Source organism: Acidimicrobiia bacterium (assembly GCA_035471805.1).
Lineage (GTDB): Bacteria > Actinomycetota > Acidimicrobiia > Spongiisociales > JAHEDJ01 > JAHEDJ01.
Genome location: DATIPS010000012.1, coordinates 1 through 16,248 on the forward strand (window position 1 = coordinate 1; position 16,248 = coordinate 16,248).

The 16,248-nt window shown below is 64.4% G+C and carries 13 protein-coding genes; 7 read left to right on the top strand and 6 right to left on the bottom strand.

Annotated elements, in window-relative coordinates; genetic code table 11:
• Positions 1-109: 109 nt before the first annotated feature.
• Both VLT15_02750 and VLT15_02755 read right to left on the bottom strand, forming a co-directional pair.
• The gene (locus VLT15_02750) at positions 110-1,606 is read right to left on the bottom strand and encodes an MFS transporter (GenBank protein HSR44136.1); all 1,497 of its coding nucleotides are present in this window, start codon (positions 1,604-1,606) and stop codon (positions 110-112) included.
• Positions 1,599-2,300, bottom strand: coding sequence for an LppX_LprAFG lipoprotein (locus VLT15_02755; protein HSR44137.1), 702 nt, complete (start codon positions 2,298-2,300; stop codon positions 1,599-1,601). Before VLT15_02755 ends, VLT15_02750 begins: the two co-directional genes overlap by 8 nt.
• Before the next feature lie 76 nt (positions 2,301-2,376).
• On the opposite strand from VLT15_02755, the gene VLT15_02760 reads away from it, so the two are divergent.
• A complete protein-coding gene (locus tag VLT15_02760; protein HSR44138.1) occupies positions 2,377-2,862 on the top strand; it encodes a DinB family protein in 486 nt (161 codons plus the stop codon).
• Positions 2,863-3,012: 150 nt separating this feature from the next.
• On the opposite strand, the gene VLT15_02765 is transcribed toward VLT15_02760, so the two are convergent.
• The 3 genes from VLT15_02765 to VLT15_02775 are packed head-to-tail and all read right to left on the bottom strand — an operon-like array spanning position 3,013 to position 9,334.
• Positions 3,013-3,762, bottom strand: coding sequence for a hypothetical protein (locus VLT15_02765; GenBank protein ID HSR44139.1), 750 nt, complete (start codon positions 3,760-3,762; stop codon positions 3,013-3,015).
• Complete coding sequence (locus VLT15_02770) at positions 3,759-4,496, bottom strand: hypothetical protein (protein ID HSR44140.1); 738 nt, start codon at positions 4,494-4,496, stop codon at positions 3,759-3,761. Before VLT15_02770 ends, VLT15_02765 begins: the two co-directional genes overlap by 4 nt.
• A gap of 56 nt (positions 4,497-4,552) precedes the next feature.
• Positions 4,553-9,334, bottom strand: a complete 4,782-nt coding sequence (locus tag VLT15_02775; GenBank protein HSR44141.1) for an NAD-glutamate dehydrogenase — start codon at positions 9,332-9,334, stop codon at positions 4,553-4,555.
• A gap of 181 nt (positions 9,335-9,515) precedes the next feature.
• Between VLT15_02775 and VLT15_02780 the strand changes: the two genes are divergently transcribed.
• From VLT15_02780 to VLT15_02805, 6 genes are all read left to right on the top strand, one after another.
• Complete coding sequence (locus tag VLT15_02780) at positions 9,516-10,286, top strand: Sir2 family NAD-dependent protein deacetylase (protein HSR44142.1); 771 nt, start codon at positions 9,516-9,518, stop codon at positions 10,284-10,286.
• Between the two features lie 103 nt (positions 10,287-10,389).
• Positions 10,390-11,010 carry a phosphoribosylglycinamide formyltransferase gene (purN, locus tag VLT15_02785; protein ID HSR44143.1) on the top strand — a complete coding sequence of 207 codons (621 nt, stop codon included), beginning with the start codon at positions 10,390-10,392 and terminating at the stop codon, positions 11,008-11,010.
• A complete protein-coding gene (gene purH, locus VLT15_02790) occupies positions 11,007-12,533 on the top strand; it encodes a bifunctional phosphoribosylaminoimidazolecarboxamide formyltransferase/IMP cyclohydrolase (GenBank protein ID HSR44144.1) in 1,527 nt (508 codons plus the stop codon). Before purN ends, purH begins: the two co-directional genes overlap by 4 nt.
• Positions 12,534-12,621: 88 nt before the next feature.
• Entirely contained in the window at positions 12,622-13,479 is an 858-nt protein-coding gene (gene folD, locus VLT15_02795; GenBank protein HSR44145.1) for a bifunctional methylenetetrahydrofolate dehydrogenase/methenyltetrahydrofolate cyclohydrolase FolD, read from the top strand.
• Positions 13,480-13,638: 159 nt separating this feature from the next.
• Complete coding sequence (icd, locus tag VLT15_02800) at positions 13,639-14,841, top strand: NADP-dependent isocitrate dehydrogenase (GenBank protein HSR44146.1); 1,203 nt, start codon at positions 13,639-13,641, stop codon at positions 14,839-14,841.
• 145 nt (positions 14,842-14,986) lie between these two features.
• Positions 14,987-15,742, top strand: coding sequence for a VOC family protein (locus VLT15_02805; GenBank protein HSR44147.1), 756 nt, complete (start codon positions 14,987-14,989; stop codon positions 15,740-15,742).
• A gap of 83 nt (positions 15,743-15,825) precedes the next feature.
• Here VLT15_02805 and VLT15_02810 read toward each other — a convergent pair.
• A partial coding sequence (locus tag VLT15_02810; GenBank protein ID HSR44148.1) for a dihydrodipicolinate synthase family protein occupies positions 15,826-16,248 on the bottom strand: 423 nt, incomplete at its 5' end.

The window sequence follows — 16,248 nt, forward strand, 5'->3', positions numbered from 1 at the left end:
CTCCAGAAAGGCCAGCAGTTGGTCGGGGGTCCACGCCATGGGGGGAGGGTAGACGGGCCCCGGCGGTCCCGGCGTCGCCGCCGGTTCGGGTTCGCACAGCCGGAACCTGCTACCTGCTGCCGGACTGCTCCCTCATCGTCAGCCCCACGACCAGTCCCACCGCGGCGACGACTGCAGCTGCCAGGAACGTCTCCGACAGTGCCGCGGTCGTGAGGTCTGCCTGTGCAGAGGCCAGCACATCGGTGTAGGTCGGGTCGTTGAGTGGTGGTAACTCGATCGTTCCCCGCAACTCGCCGTAGCGGTGGAGGCCCCAGGCGGTGAGGCCGGCCAGACCGACGCTCAGTCCGATCAAACGCAGGACCATCACCAGGCTGGCTGCCGTGCCCCTGCGATCTGCAGTGGCGGCATCGACGACTGCGGCGGCAGTTGGCGCGATGATCAGGCCGAAGCCGGCGCCCAGCAGTGCCAGTTGCCATGCCATCGACGGGTACGTGATGTCCGCCGTCCATCCGGTTCCCATCAGCGTGAATCCGGCCAGTGCGGCGATCAGCCCGGCGATGATCGGAGGACGGTACGAGTACCGTTCGGCCAGTCGCCCGCCCGCGTAGGCGGCAACTGCCATGGAGGCGGTCAGAGCGCTGAGCACCCAGCCTGCGATGACCGCCGATCGCTCGACGTCGACCTCGATCACGTTGACGAACAGCGGAACGTCGACCATGGCGATGACGATGACCGCTCCGACCAGGAAGTTGATGATCACGGCCGCCACCGCCGTTCGTCCCCGGAACACGCGGAAATCGATGAGAGGATCGTCCGTCCTGCGCTGGATCACGACGAAGGCGATGAGGGCGACGGCTGCCACCCCGAACAGCCAGCGCAGGCCGCCGCCGGGCGATCCGGTCAGTTCCTCCAGTCCGGTGACGCTCTGGATCTGCGCCGAGTCCAGAAGGGCGAGATCGAGAGAGATCAACGCCACGGTGAGAGCCCCGGCTCCTGCCCAGTCGATGCGGGATCGGCGGACGGGTTGGTCGTGTTCTCTCAACGCCCACCATGCCGCCCCGATGCCCAGCAGCGTCAGCGGGATGTTGAGCCAGAACTGCCAGCGCCACGAGAGGAACCGGACGAGCATCGCCCCATAGAGAGGGCCCCATACCCAACCGAGGGTGTCGATTGCGCCCAGAGTCCCCAGCGCCCTGGCCCTGCGCCGTTCCGTGTAGACGTCGCTCACGACGGCCATCCCGACCGGAACCAGTGCGCCGCCACCGAGTGCCGTCATGACGCGGGCGGCCAGGAACGTTGAAAGGCTGTTTGTCAACGGAACCCAGATCGAACCGATGAGAAACACCAGCAATGCCGACACGTAGACCTTCCGGCGGCCGACTATGTCGCTCAGGCGCCCCATGAAAGGCATGACTGCCACATAGGCGATCAGGTACGCATTGACGATCCAGGCGGCGTCGTCGAGGCCGTCGGGGAGGATGATGCCCAGGTCGCCGATGATCGGGCGGAGCATCGTTGAAACGACGGTCAGGTCGTCGGCGGCAATGAAGATCCCGAAACCGACCACGGCCAGGATGGAGAACGGCTTCGGCCGTCTTTCAGCCATTGAGATCCGGCACGGTGATGTCGACCTCTGTCCCGTAGTCGGTCATGCGGAGACTCCAGGTGGCCACACCGCCGGCCATATCGGTGTTGAAGGCGAGTGCCCGGATCTCGCCGGTGGCGGGTTGAATCCACAGATCGCCGTCGACCGCCTGACCGCGCACCATTCCGCCTGTGATTTGCTCGATGCGGTCGGCCGGAGCCGTGATGCTGAAGCGGGCGAGCAGCTCACCGCTCGATTCCTCTTCGGCGACGAACTGCAGGTTGGTCAACCCGCCCGCCAGCAGCGCAGACCAACCCTCCGTCCGGCCGAACAGCTTGCCGACGTCGAGGGTGAACCCGGCCGGTGCGTCCCCCCAGGACCCGGTGAGCGGGTTGGTCATCCAGGTCTCTCCACCGATCTGGACTGCTCCAATCTGTGTCGGAATGCCGACGGCCCTCACCGTCAGGAGAGCCTCGGTGGACTCCGGCGCCGCGAATCGTCCTTCCGCCGAGGTGAACTCGATCAGCCCGTCCTCGTCGATGAACACTGCGGCGCCGGTTCTTTCGAGGAAGAAGACCACACTCTCCACATCTCCCATCCGTTCGATCGACGAGGCGATCACGGCGTCGGGATCTAGTGCTTCTTCGCTTCCCGAGCAAGCCGCGCCGATCAGTGCGACGGTCAGGGCAATCGGCACCAAGGTCCGCTGGATCATGGTTGGAACCTTACCGGCCTCAGCCGGAAAGACGTCACTCTCCGTGCTACTTTGGAAGACGATCGAGGAGGGAACCGTGTTTGGTCCGGCAGAGTTCGTTCGTGCATTCGCCCGCAATGTCGCCATCGTCGAAATGCAGTCCGATGGATTGACCCATCAGGACAGCCTGATCCAGACCCCCTACAACGTGAACTGCCTCAACTGGGTGGTCGGCCATCTCATAACAGGACGCGACGATGCGCTCACATTCGTCGGCGGCACGCCCGTTTGGTCGGCGGACACCGAAGGACGTTATCGCCGCGAATCTGATCCGATCCTCGGCGACGGGCCGGGAGTCCTGCCGTTCCCGGATCTCCTGCAGGCTCTGGCCGAAACCCAGCGGCGGATAGAGCAGGCGGTCGGCGACCTGACCGAGCAGCAACTCGCAGTCGAGACCCTCAGCGGCGACAAGCCGGTTTCGCTGGCATCCCGCCTGCGGTTCGCCTACTTCCACGACACCTACCACACGGGCCAGACGGAGATCCTCCGCCAGTTCGCAGGCAAAGACGACAAAGTGATCTAGTCGCGGGTCGCGGGTCGCGAGTCGCGGGTCGCGGGTCGCGAGTCGCGAGTTTCCCTCTGGCCCCCAGCATCATCATGCCGGGTCAAAGAGTCAGACGGTCGAGCGGGGGAGGAAACGCGAACCTGGACAAGTCTCGCAACTCGCGACGAGCTACTCGCTGATGTCGATCGACACGTGGCCGCACTCGTTGCAGACGCGTCGGGTCAGGCCGGCCGAGCCCGAGCGTTCCGTGTACACGTGTTCGTGAACGATGCCGCTGCGAGCGTTTCGCACCCTGTCGAAGACTCCCGGATTGCGGCGTGCTCCCTGGGCGACCTCTACGGGTTCGACCGGTTCCGGCTCGGCGACGATTCCTTGAACTGGTTCGTACGGATCTCTCTTCTCCGCAACGGTGGCCTGCCCGGCGACTGCCGCGGGGCGGGTGCTCGGAGGCGTCCTGGTGACGGTTGCCGGCCGGGCCCGGGTCGGGGGCGGCGGCGCAGCGGCAGGTGCCGGGGGTTCCTTCCACGTTTCGGCGGAGGGTTCGTCGGGCCGCGCGAGGCCCTGGACTCTCGCGACGAGAATCGCCTGCAATGAGGGAACGGGACTCTTGCGCCGCCGGAGACGGCGTCTCCCCGCTTTCTCCTTGGCGGTGGAGATCGCCTTCAACCCCTCATAGGAGAATGCAATCGGGTCGCGGGCAACGAATGCCGAGGGCTCACCGTCCAGCGTTATGACAAACCGTGCGCTTCCCACCCGGTCGATCGCAACCAGTTCGATCGGCCAGGAACCGAGGGGTTTGTCCTTGCGGGCGATTGTGAAGTCCCGTTCCTCGATCCAGAGTTCGACATCGAGCTCGAGGTCGGGGCGCTCGATCGTGGCGATGCGTCCCCGGAACCGTTTGCGGTGGATGCCTCTCATGTCGCCCTCCGCAGATAGGCGGTCTCGTTGCTCTGCTGTGTCTGCATTGCATCATCGGCATCGATGATGGTGCACATTGCCCTGGCAAGAGTGGCCAGGGCCACGGCGGCGTCGGGTTCCATGCGCCCGGAACGCACGTCGCCGACCGCCTTCTCGAGGCGGCGAAAGACGGCAGCCAGAGCAGGATCCTGAACCGGAACCGTGCGGGGTCTTGGTTGGGGGCGGTTCGGGTCGTGCGACGAGCAGTAGCCCGAATCGCGAACGATGCCCGATCGGCATGGTTTCCCGTCACGGCGGGTACCGCGGCAGTGGTCGGGTTGGGCCGGAGCCGCCTGCGTCACCGGTTCGGCGGATGGCTGGGTGGCGACGACTTCGAGGCGGCGATTGTCGCGCAGGTCGATGCTGCTCACCGGGGCGGGGGCCTCCGGAGCCACGAACGCCGTGCGAATCTTGGTCAGCACCCCGGTCCGGGTGCGGCGGCCGTCTATGTGGGGGAGGGCCTCGTAGGAGAAGGCCAGGATGTCATCGGCTTCGAAGATCATGTCTTCGCGGCCGAAGGACATCGCGAACTGGTCGCTGGAGGTGCGGCTGGCCGAGACCTCGGACAGGTTCCAACTGCCTACCTCGTCACCATCTGCTTCGATGGTCAGGCCGTAGTCGTTCAGGATCACAGCAACAGGTAGCCCGGGACCGTTGTCCTCGGGCGCTCGAAGGCGGCCACGAAATCGCATCACACAACCTCAGCTCTAGCCGCCCCGTGTGGTTACTCTCGCGCTTAGAGTGGTATTTGTCAAGTGGTTCCGACGAAGGCGCGCACCTGCCGGATGGCAACCACTGCCATAGCCGCGTCGGACACACCTTCGACAGCCAGCTTGGCGATCAGGTGCCGCAAGCGAACCAGGCCGTCGTCATGCTCGTGGAGATAGCTCGCCACCATTTCGTCGGGGCCGGCCGGCTTGACGGATAGCAACACCGAACTTGCCAGGTCGCGGCGGAGCCTGATGAGGTCATCGTCGAGAGTCTGGGTCGCCCAACGTTGCCAGCGAGTCGTGGCGGGCAGTTTCGCCACCTCCGCCTCGAGCCAGTCGATCTCGAAAACCTGACCCAGCAGGAAGAACACACGTGCCACATCGAGCAGCGGATAGCCGGTGTCGCGGGCGAGTTCGATGATGTCCGGCCCGTGGATCAGTTCCTTCTGGAACACGTGGCGTCGGGCGATGTCATTGGGAACGCCCAGTTCTATCAACTCGACGACGGCGTTCTCCCTCTCCCTGCTCCAGAGAACGGGCCCGACCGTGGATATCGCTTTGGCCAGATCGGCGAACGCTTTCTTGGTCTCTGCGACCGTTTCGGCGAGGTCCTCATTGCGAGGCCGGGTCAGATACCAACGTGTGAGCCCCTCTACAAGTTCGTCGACACCGAAGAGAAGCTCCTGCTGCATATTGACGTCCACCCCGGCATGCAACTGCTCCACCGCTCTCCAGCGGTCCGCGGCGCCCGACACTTCGCGAGTGATGCGAAACGCCCGGACGATGTCGGCGGCGGTCGACCCGGTTTCGTTCATCAGCCGGGTGACGAACGTGATCCCTTCAGAATCGATGACCTGATTGGCGAGAATCGTGGCGACCAGCTCGCGTTTGAGCGGGTGATGCTCGATCAGATTTCCGAATCTCTCCCGAATCGCCCGAGGGAAGTAGCCGTGCAGATCCTCCGTGAAGTGACGTTCGTCCGGCAGTCCGGTCGCCATCAGCGCGTCGGCGAGGCTCCGTTTCGAATATGCGAGCAGCACCGAGAGTTCCGGCCTCGTCAATCCGAGCTGCTGTGCCCCCCTGTCGCTGAGCTCTTCCGCGGTGGGAACCGCCTCGATGGCGCGGTCGAGTATCCCGGCGCTCTCGAGCATCACCATCAGATCTTCATAGGCTTCGATCTGCTTCGGCGATTGCGCTACCTCTTGAGAGAGGATCTGTGCCTGCAGGAAGTTCTCGTAGAGAACGGCGTCGACCACGTCGCCCGCCAGCGAGCCAACGAGATCGTTCCGCTCGTCACGGGTCAGTTCACCTCTTTCCTCGGCCAGGCTCAGAAGCACCTTCAGGTTCACTTCCCGGTCGGAGCAATGCACGCCGCCGGCGTTGTCGATGAAATCTGTGTTGATCTTCCCTTTGGCCGCGAACTCGATCCGGCCTCGCTGCGTCAACCCGAGGTTCCCTCCCTCGGCAACCACCTTGCAGCGAAGATCCTGTCCGTCCACCCTGACCGGGTCGTTGGGCCGATCGCCCACTTCCGCGTGCGACTCGGACTTAGCCTTCACGTAGGTGCCTATTCCGCCGTTCCACAACAGGTCGACCGGCGCCTTGAGAATGGTATTGATCAGTTCGTTGGGAGTGAAAGCGGCGCCATCCGTTCCGAGTACCTCTCGCGCCTCCGGCGAGAGATCGATCTTCTTGACGGAGCGTGGATAGATGCCCCCACCCTTCGACAGCACGGCCGGGTCGTAGTCGCCCCATGAGGAAACGGGCAGCGCGAACATTCGTTCCCGCTCCGCGAAGGAGGCTTCGGCATCGGGGTTGGGGTCGATGAAGATGTGACGGTGGTCGAATGCGGCTACGAGCTTCAGGCTCCTCGACATGAGCATCCCGTTCCCGAACACGTCACCCGACATGTCACCGACACCCACGACTGTTATCGGATCCTTTTGAACATCGATGCCGTCCTCCCGGAAGTGGTACTTGACCGACTCCCAGGCGCCTTTGGCGGTGATACCGAGGGCCTTGTGGTCGTACCCGGCGGATCCGCCCGAGGCGAAGGCGTCGCCCAGCCAGTATCCGTACTCGGCCGCGATCCTGTTGGCGGTATCGGATAGTCTGGCGGTGCCCTTGTCGGCCGCGACCACCAGGTAGGGGTCGTTGCCGTCGTGGACGCGCACATCGGCCGGATGGACGACCTCCCCCCCGACGATGTTGTCGGTGATATCCAGCATCCCCCTGATGAAGACGCTGTAGGCCGTCTCCACCGCACTTGCCAGCTTGGCCCTGTTCGAAGGTGGTCGGCGGAGGACGAAACCACCCTTGGAGCCGGTCGGCACGATGATGGCATTCTTGGTCATCTGGGCTTTCATCAGCCCGAGGACCTCGGTGCGGTATTCCTCACGGCGATCGGACCATCTCAATCCGCCGCGGGCGACCATCCCGCCCCGCAGATGGATCGCTTCGACTTCCGGGGCATACACGAAGATCTCGTATTTGGGGTGGGGCAGGGGCATATCCGGTACCCGGGCCGAGTCGAACTTGAAGCTGAGGGACTGCCTGTCGGAGCGGTATGCGTTGGTTCGGACGGTTGCCAGTATCAAGGCGAGGAACCCGCGCAGGATGCGATCCTCCTCGAGAGATTCGAGGGCGTCCAACTCGCCGGTGATCTCCTCGATCAACTCCGGTTCGAGGCCGGCGTCTGCTTCCGGATTGAAACGGGCATCGAACAGCCGGACCAGATGTTCCGCCAGACCGGGATGAGCGGCGAAGGTGTCGTTGATGTACCGCATCGTGAAGGTGGGGCTGACGCGCCGCCAGTACGCCCGGTAGGTGCGGAGGATCCCGACCTCAGCATGCGAGAGGGACGATGAAACGATCAGCCGGTTCAACGAGTCTGATTCGGCCTCTCCGCCGAGGATGGCCTCGATTGCTTCACTGATCCTGCCCGCGCACGCGCCGATGTTCAGTTGCCTGCCGTCCTTGTCCAGAACGCCGAAGTCGTGGATGAAGGCGGAGCCCTCGCCGTCTGCAATGCGGGTGGGAACCTCCTCCACCACTCGCAGCCCGAGCGCCTCGAGCACCGGCATGATCGAGGAGAGCTGCATCTTCCCGGCCTTGCGATACACCGCCAATCGGGTGAGCTGCTCGCCCGGATCAGTCTCGTTCTGCAGTCCGATCACCACCGGCGCGCCCGATGTGATCAGCTCGTCGAGTTTGACCACGTCCCCGACCGAGATCTCGAGAGGAACCGACGTCCGGTAATACTCGGGAAAGCGCGATGCCCAGGTCTCTGCCAGTTGAAGGCCGCGCTCCGGTCCGTGCAGGTCGTTCAGATACTCGCCGAGCCGATCCTCCCATCTGCGGGCCAGGGCGATGACTTCCTCTTCCAGTTCGGCGAAGGAGACCTCGGGGATAGTCCCGTCGGCGACCCAGATCGTGAAGTGAATCCGGGCGTTGCCGGTCTCGCCGAGTGAGAGGCGGAAATCTGAAGAAGTTCCGCCGAACTTCTCCAGGAACATGCTCTCGAGCTTCTGTCGGACCCTGGCGGAGAAGTGGTCGCGCGGCAGGGCCACCAGAACCGAGACGCTTCTGGCAAAGAGGTCGGGTCTCACGAACAGGCGGATGTGGCGTTGTTCTTCGATGTTGAGCAGCCCGATGAGGCTCAGGCCGATTTCGTCGGTGGGAGTCGAGAACAACTCTTCCTTGGGGAACGACTCGAAAATCTGAACGACTTGCTTGTAGTCGTGCGAACCCTCGATCAGGTCTTCTGCCTCGATGATTTGCCTGAGTTTCCGCTGCAGAATCGGAATCGAAGAAGCAGGTGCCATGTAGGCGCGCGATGTGAAGAGGCCCAGCAACCTCGCTTCTCCGACTATCTCGCCGAACTGGTTCACACGGCGGAGCCCGATGTAGTCCATTCGATCCGACCTGTGAACGGTCGATCTGCTGTTGGTCTTGGTTATGACCAACAGTTCACCGTCGAGATGTCTGGCACGCAGATTCTCCGGCATGTCCGCCAGGGCCACGGGTGTCCGGTAGCCGGTCTTCGAATCGTCGGCGAGGATTCCCAGTCCCGAACCTGCGACGATCTCCAGCGCCGGGCCTTCCGGCTGCTCGATGATCTTGTACTCGCGATATCCGAGAAACACGAAGTTGAAGTCGAGCAACCACTCGAGGAACCGGCGGGCATCTTCGACTTCATCGTCCCCGTATCTGGCCGAACCTTCGGCCACGAGGCGTGCCATTTCGCGGACGGCTTGCTGCATGGGTTCGAAATCACGCACCGCCGCCACGGTGTCCTGCAGGGCACGCAGCACGGCCTCTTCGAGTTCCTCCAGTGCGTCGGCGGAGGCGGGACGGTTGAGTTCTATGTGCTGGACGGACTCCCGGGCATCGGTCCCGCGGGCCGGCACGATTTCGGTGATCCGGCCATCCCCGTCGCGATGGATTCCGATGACCGGATGGAGGATTCGTTCGATGTTGAACCCTTGCGCCTGGATGGCGTTGCTGACGGAGTCGATCAGGAACGGTTGGTCGTTGACGGCGATCTCGACCACGGCGCCGGGAAGGGTGTAGCCCCAGTCGTCTGCGGTCGGGTTGAATACCCGGACGGCCAGTGGATCAGATCCTCTGGCGTCCACGAAGTCGAACAGCCTCTTGATCTGGGCGGCCATCTCAGCCGGCGGCAGCGCTGCAGACCATTCGTCCGGGAAACGGCGCAGATAGGCGCGTGCGAAATTGGCGAGGGCCCCGCCGGAGGGTTTGCCGTCCCCGGTCTCGAGTTGCTCAACGATGTGCTCGATGTGTGGAACAGGTTCCCGGGCCATGGTGATCCATACGTTACTGCCGGCGCGACCGTGATCCGTCGCACCCGGCCGGGCCGGAGCGGGAAAGATCCACGCCGCCCTCCCCTGCCCGTCAGTTTATGGAGCCGGGTGTTTGGGAACGAGCAGAGCGACGAGGCACTCAGCCGGTGAGGCCGGTCCGTCCATCGCTAACGTTGGTTTCGTGATCGACGACTTCTTCGCGGCATGTGACATCTTCCAGCGCGCCGGGCGCGTCCTCGTGTTCACCGGGGCCGGCGTGTCCACCGAGTCCGGGATCCCGGACTTCCGGGGACCGGACGGGTTGTGGTCCAGAGTCGATCCGGACGACTTCACGATCGGCCGGTACCTGGCCGATGCGGAGCTGCGCGAGCGCGGATGGCGTATGCACCTCGAGGGCGAACTGTGGGGCGCCCGGTCGGAGGTCAGGCCGAATCCGGCCCACGACGCCATCGCAGAGCTCTGGAGAGCCGGCAAGCTGAGCGGCGTCGTGACGCAGAACATCGACGGGCTTCATCAGGAGGCGGGCATTCCCGCCGACCAGGTGGCGGAGTTGCACGGAAACTTGCGCCGTTCGCATTGCATCGACTGCCGGGAGGACTGGGAGACGGCAGAGGTGCTGGCATGGGTGGAGGCAGGGGAGGCCGATCCGCGCTGCCCCCGCTGCGGCGGCATCGTGAAGACCGACACCGTCATGTTCGGCGAGTCGTTGCCGACCGGCGAGTGGACGACCGCCTTGATCATGGCCTCGGCGGCAGAGGCCATTCTCGTCGTGGGGAGCACTCTGGGCGTATACCCCGCCGCAGATGTCGTGCTCGACCCGGCCCGGCGCGGGATTCCGATGGTGATAGTCAACCTCGGCCCCACAGAGCACGATCACCTCGCCAAGGTCAAACTCGACGAAAGAGCCGGAACGGTTCTGCCGCCGCTGGTTGACCGGGTACTTGGGCGGTAGGCAAATGCCGGACGCCTCCGCCCGGGTTCTGTTGCCTGCTGCCCGTCGCCTCCCGCTCCGTGCCCGGTTTCCGAGGGCCGGCGGATATCTACAATCGGCCTAGATGCAGCTACCAATCGCCGTGCTCGTCTCTGGTTCGGGTTCAAACCTCCAGGCGATCATCGACGCGGCGGATGCCGATCCGTCGTTCGGTGCTCGCATCGTCATCGTCATCTCCGACCGTCCGGAGATTCGTGGCCTGGACCGTGCGGCCGCGGCGGGGATCCCGACCAGGATCGTGCCGTGGAGTGAGGCACCCGACCGGGTTGCCTTCACCAACTCGGTCTGCGATGCGGCCGAGGAAGCCGGTGCCGCAGCCCTGATCCTGGCCGGGTTCATGCGCGTTCTCTCGGGAGAGGCGGTCGATCGCTTCCCGAACCGGATCCTCAACATCCATCCGGCGCTCATCCCTTCGTTTCCCGGCGCGCACGGAGTGAGGGACGCTCTCGACCACGGTGTAAAGGTGACCGGCGTGACGGTGCACTTCGTGGACGAGCACGTGGATCACGGCCCGATCATCGCCCAGACGGCGGTCCCGGTGTTCGCCGGCGACACCGAGGAGTCGCTGCACGCCCGTATCCAGGTTGAAGAACATCAGTTGTATCCAAGAGTTGTGAAGGCATTCGCCAACGGGCGGCTGTCGGTCGACGGCAGAACCGTCGTCTGGGAAGGAGAGACATTGTGACCCGCATACCGGTCAGGCGCGCGTTGTTGTCGGTTTCGAACAAGCACGGGCTGCTGGAGTTCGCGCGCCGGCTGGTCGATGCCGAAGTCGAGCTGGTGTCATCGGGCGGAACCGCAGGAATTCTCAATGAGGCAGGTCTTCCGGTCACGAAGGTCTCCGACGTAACCGGCGCTCCTGAGATCCTCGGCGGCCGGGTGAAGACGCTCCACCCCCGGGTGCATGGTGGCATCCTCGCCAACCTGTCCGAAGAGCATCACAGACGCGAACTGGAGGAGCAGGGGATTCTTCCTTTCGAGCTGGTGGTGTCCAATCTCTACCCGTTCGAGAAGACGGTTGCCCGTTCCGAAGCGACCGAGGCTGATGCCATCGAGGAGATCGATATCGGTGGGCCGACGCTGGTGCGCGCCGCAGCCAAGAACCACGCGTGGGTCGGCATCGTCACATCGCCGGACCAGTACGGTGAAGTGGCGGCCGCCGTGGAGGCGGGTGGGCTCGACCATCCGCTGCGGCGGCGGCTGGCGAGAGAAGCCTTCTTCCGTACGGCAGCCTACGACGCCGCCATCGTCGGCTGGTTCGAACGGACCGATGACGGGCTGCCGGAGCGGATCGTGCTGCCTCTGGAGCGCACGGCCGAACTGCGGTACGGGGAGAACCCGCATCAACCGGGGGCTGCGTTTCGAACGGTCGGCGAGAGGGCGTGGTGGGAAGATTCCGAGCAGCTGCAGGGCAAGGCGATGTCCTTCAACAACTACGTCGACGCCGACGCGGCATGGCGTCATGTTCAAGAGTTCGAGGACCCGGCCTGTGTGGTCGTGAAGCACACGAACGCGTGCGGGGTTGCGATCGCCGCCGAGCTCGAGACGGCCTTCCGGCTGGCATGGGATGCCGACCCCCTGTCCGCCTTCGGCAGCGTGATCGCGCTAAACCGTCCTCTCGACCCGGCAACGGCCGAGGCGATGGCTGCCGCAGGGTATATCGAGGTGGTGGTCGCCCCATCCGTCGAAGACGTGGGACCGCTCGCCTCGAAGTCCGGCCTGCGGATCATCGCTGCGCCGCCACCCGGACGGCCGGGATTCGACTTGCGAAGGCTCGACGGCGGCTTCGTCGGTCAGGAGTGGGACACGGTCACGATCGACGGCGAGTGGTCCGTCGTGTCTGCCCGCCGGCCTTCCCCGGAGGAGATGCGGGATCTCCGGTTTGCCTGGCGGGTCGCCGCCCACACCAAGTCGAACGCGATCGTCATCGCCCGGGAAGGGCAGGCAGTCGGTATCGGCGCCGGCGACCAGAGCAGGGTCGGCGCCTCAGAGAGGGCGATTCGCCAGGCCGGCGACCGGGCCGCAGGCGCGGTCGCCGCCAGCGACGCCTTCTTCCCGTTCGCCGATGGGGTCGAAGCGCTGGCGGCCGCCGGTGTGTCTGCCGTTGTCGAACCGGGCGGATCGAAAGGAGACTCAGAAGTGATCGCGGTGGCCGATCGATTCGGTCTGGCACTGGTATTCACCGGCCGCCGCCACTTCAGACACTGACCGACCGGGGACCGGTTGCCAATCACCGATCGCCGGACCAATCCACGAGGAACATCGCCCACATGTGCATATCGAAAGAAGAGTCAAGATGATCGAAACGCAACTGCTGAGCGGCACGGTCGTGGCGGCCGCCGTCAAGGAGGAGGTGGCCGAGCGCGTCGCCGAACTCGGAGCGCGAGGCAAAGGAGTCGGCCTGGCGACGGTGCTGGTCGGCGAGGATCCCGCTTCGGAGGTCTACGTCCGCAACAAGCGCCGCACGGCCGAGAAGCTCGGCATCACCTCGATCCATCACCAGCTGGCCGCCGACACGCCGCAAGCCGAGATCGACGGGCTGATTCGCCAACTGAACGACGATCCGGCCGTCGACGGCATCCTCCTCCAGCTGCCCCTTCCCGACGGACTCGACGGCGAGAGGGCGGTGAAACTCATCGATCCTTCCAAAGATGCCGACGGTCTGCATCCGAGCAACCTCGGCATGCTCATCCTCGGCCAACCCGGCCTGACGCCCTGCACGCCGACCGGTGTGATGAGAATCCTGGATCACTACGGTATCGGAGTGTCCGGCAAGAACGTCATCGTCATCGGCCGGTCGTTCCTCGTCGGACGTCCGCTTGCGATGCTGATGAACCAGAAGGGCGTCGATGCCACGGTGACCATGGCTCACTCCCGCACGCCCGATCTCGCCGCGCTGGCCCGCCGGGCGGACATAGTGGTCGCCGCGGTCGGTGTCCCCAGGTTGGTCGGGCCGGACTATGTCAGACAAGGCGCCACGGTCATAGATGTAGGCATCAACCGAACCGAAGAGGGACTGGTAGGTGACGCCGACTTCGACGCCCTCCAGGGCATCGCAGGCGCGATCACACCGGTGCCCAAGGGCGTCGGACCGATGACCATCGCCATGCTCATGCACAACACGGTGCGAGCCGCCGAGGCCTCTCTCGGGTAGTCGCGAGTCGCGAGTCGCGGGTCGCGAGTAGGGAAACTGTCCGTTGCGCGGCTCGCAACCCGCGACGAGATAACCGCGACCCTTTCGGGTCCTTCGGCCCCATGAAGGGCCGGGTACGGCTCAGCTACCCTTCAATCACCGAAATAGAGGAGATATGCCATGGCGACTGCCATCACCATGGGACCTGAAGGACTCGTAGTCCCCAACGACCCCATTCTGCCTTTCATCGAGGGTGACGGAATCGGACCAGATATCTGGGCAGCTTCGCAAGCCGTCTTCGACGCCGCCGTCGAGAAGGCCTACGGCGGCGAGCGCAAGGTTGCCTGGAAAGAGGTCCTGGCCGGAGAGAAGGCCTACAACGAAACCGGCGAGTGGCTGCCCGATGAGACCGTTGAAGCATTTCAGGATTACCTGGTCGGGATCAAAGGACCGTTGACCACTCCGGTCGGCGGAGGGATACGCAGCCTCAACGTCGCCTTGCGGCAGATCATGGACCTGTACGTCTGTCTGCGTCCGGTGCGCTGGTTCAACGGTGTGCCGTCGCCGGTGAAGCATCCGGAGCTGGTCGACATGGTGATCTTCCGTGAGAACACCGAGGACGTGTATGCCGGCAAGGAACTCGAAGCCTTCAGCGATGAAGCGGTCAAGCTGCTCGCGTTCCTGCGCGACTCCTACGGCTGGGATATCCGCCCGGACAGCGGGCTCGGTATCAAGCCGGTTTCCGAGACGGGGTCGAAGCGCCTCATCCGCGCTGCGATCAAGTACGCCATCGCCAACGGGCGCAAGTCGGTGACCCTGGTCCACAAGGGCAACATCATGAAGTTCACCGAGGGCGCCTTCCGCAGCTGGGGTTACGAGCTGACCCGCGACGAGTTCGAGGGCCGGGCGATCGGCTGGGACGACTGCGGCGGCAACCCGGGCGATCAGGTGCTGGTCAAGGACGTGATCGCCGACGCCATGTTGCAGCAGGTTCTCACCCGTCCGGCCGAGTATGAGGTTCTGGCGACTATGAACCTCAACGGCGACTACATCTCCGACGCGCTGGCCGCCCAGGTGGGTGGCATCGGGATCGCCCCGGGAGGCAACATCAACTACGAGACCGGCGTCGCGGTGTTCGAAGCCACCCACGGGACTGCACCCAAGTATGCAGGCATGGACAAGGTCAATCCCGGGTCGGTGATTCTCTCGGGTGAGCTCATGTTCCGCTACATGGGATGGCCCGAGGTTTCGGATCTGATCGTCAAGGGCCTCGAGGGGGCGATCGCAGAGAAGATCGTCACCTACGACTTCGCCCGCCTGATGGACGGCGCCACCGAGGTGAGAACCTCGGAGTTCGGTCAGGCGATGATCGACCGGATGTAGTCGACGTCCGGCCGGCAGCATTCTCCCCCCGCTATTGCGGGGGGAGTGGGCCCGACCCGAAAGGTCGGGCTCGAGGGGGGAAGCGAATCGCGAATCGCGTTCTCCGCTGCCTGAGGCTGACCGCAACACACCTATCCTCTCCCTCATGTCTTTCGACCTCGACCACGTTGCAATCGGCCTGCATGATGTGACCGATACCCTGTTCGCCCTCGTCGGCGACCTCGGCGGCACTCCGATCCGCGGGGGAGAGGTGGTCGGGTTCCGTGCCATGCAGGTCCGGCTCGGCGATGCCGAGCGGGGAATGACGGTCGAGCTGTTGGAGCCTTTCAACGTGCACATGGACGACTTCCTCGTGAGGTTCCTCGATCGCCATCAGCAGGGTCCGCACCACATGACGTTCAAGGTCGACGACATCGTCTATGAGCTCGACCGGCTCGAAAGGCTCGGATATCACCCGCTCAACGTGAACCTGGACAACGAGATCTGGCGCGAAGCGTTCCTGAGCCCGAGGGAGGCTCACGGAACGGTTGTGCAGATAGCCCAGCCCGGCGTCAACCCCCCGATGGCCGAGTTGATCGCCGACTCGCGTGCCGGGCGTCCGCACGCCATGAAGCGCTGGTGGCCGGAGCCTCCGTTTCACGCTCCCCGTGCGGCGGTCCTCGAACGTGTGGTCTTGAATACGGCGGAGCCCGAGGAAACCCAGAGGTTCTTCATAGAGGTGCTCGGCGGTTCCCCCGACCCTGAGTGTGCAGACGAGTGCCGGGTGGTCTGGCCGGGAGGAGCTCGCATCGGTGTCGAACACCACACCGGAGCAGCGCCCGGCATCGACCGATTCGAACTGACCGGCCTCGAACCGGGCGACCGCTACATAGGCGGAACGCTGTTCAGGTTCCTCGACTAGGAACACACCCAACACCGTTTTCGCGCGACATTTCGACCCCATAGGTTCCGAATGTCGCGCGAAAACGAGTTTGGTAGCGCCTCTTAGAAACCCATCGCCTTGTGAAGCGCATTGACCGTTCGCTTCGGCAGCTTCTTGAGGGGCCTACGGGGCAGACCTGGCTGGAGTCCTGTGGCCTCGGCGGCCGCTTTCACACCCGGTATCCCGTACTCCTCGATGGAGCGGCTCAGCTTGGTCAGCTGCGCCTGGGCCTCAGTGGCCGACGTCGCCGAGCGCCGAGCCTTGCGAACGAGACCCTGCACTAGTTCCGGGGCGTAGTTGCCGGATGCGGTGATCGATCCGTAGGCACCGGCGGCGATGGAGAGGGAGATGGCCCGCGATGAGCCGGCGTAGACCAGGAACTCGTCGTGGGTTGCCTCGATGATCTGAGCCTTGCGGGCCGGGTTGCCTCCGGAGTCCTTCATCCCCACAATGTTGTCGAACGCGGCGATGCGGGCGATCGTTTC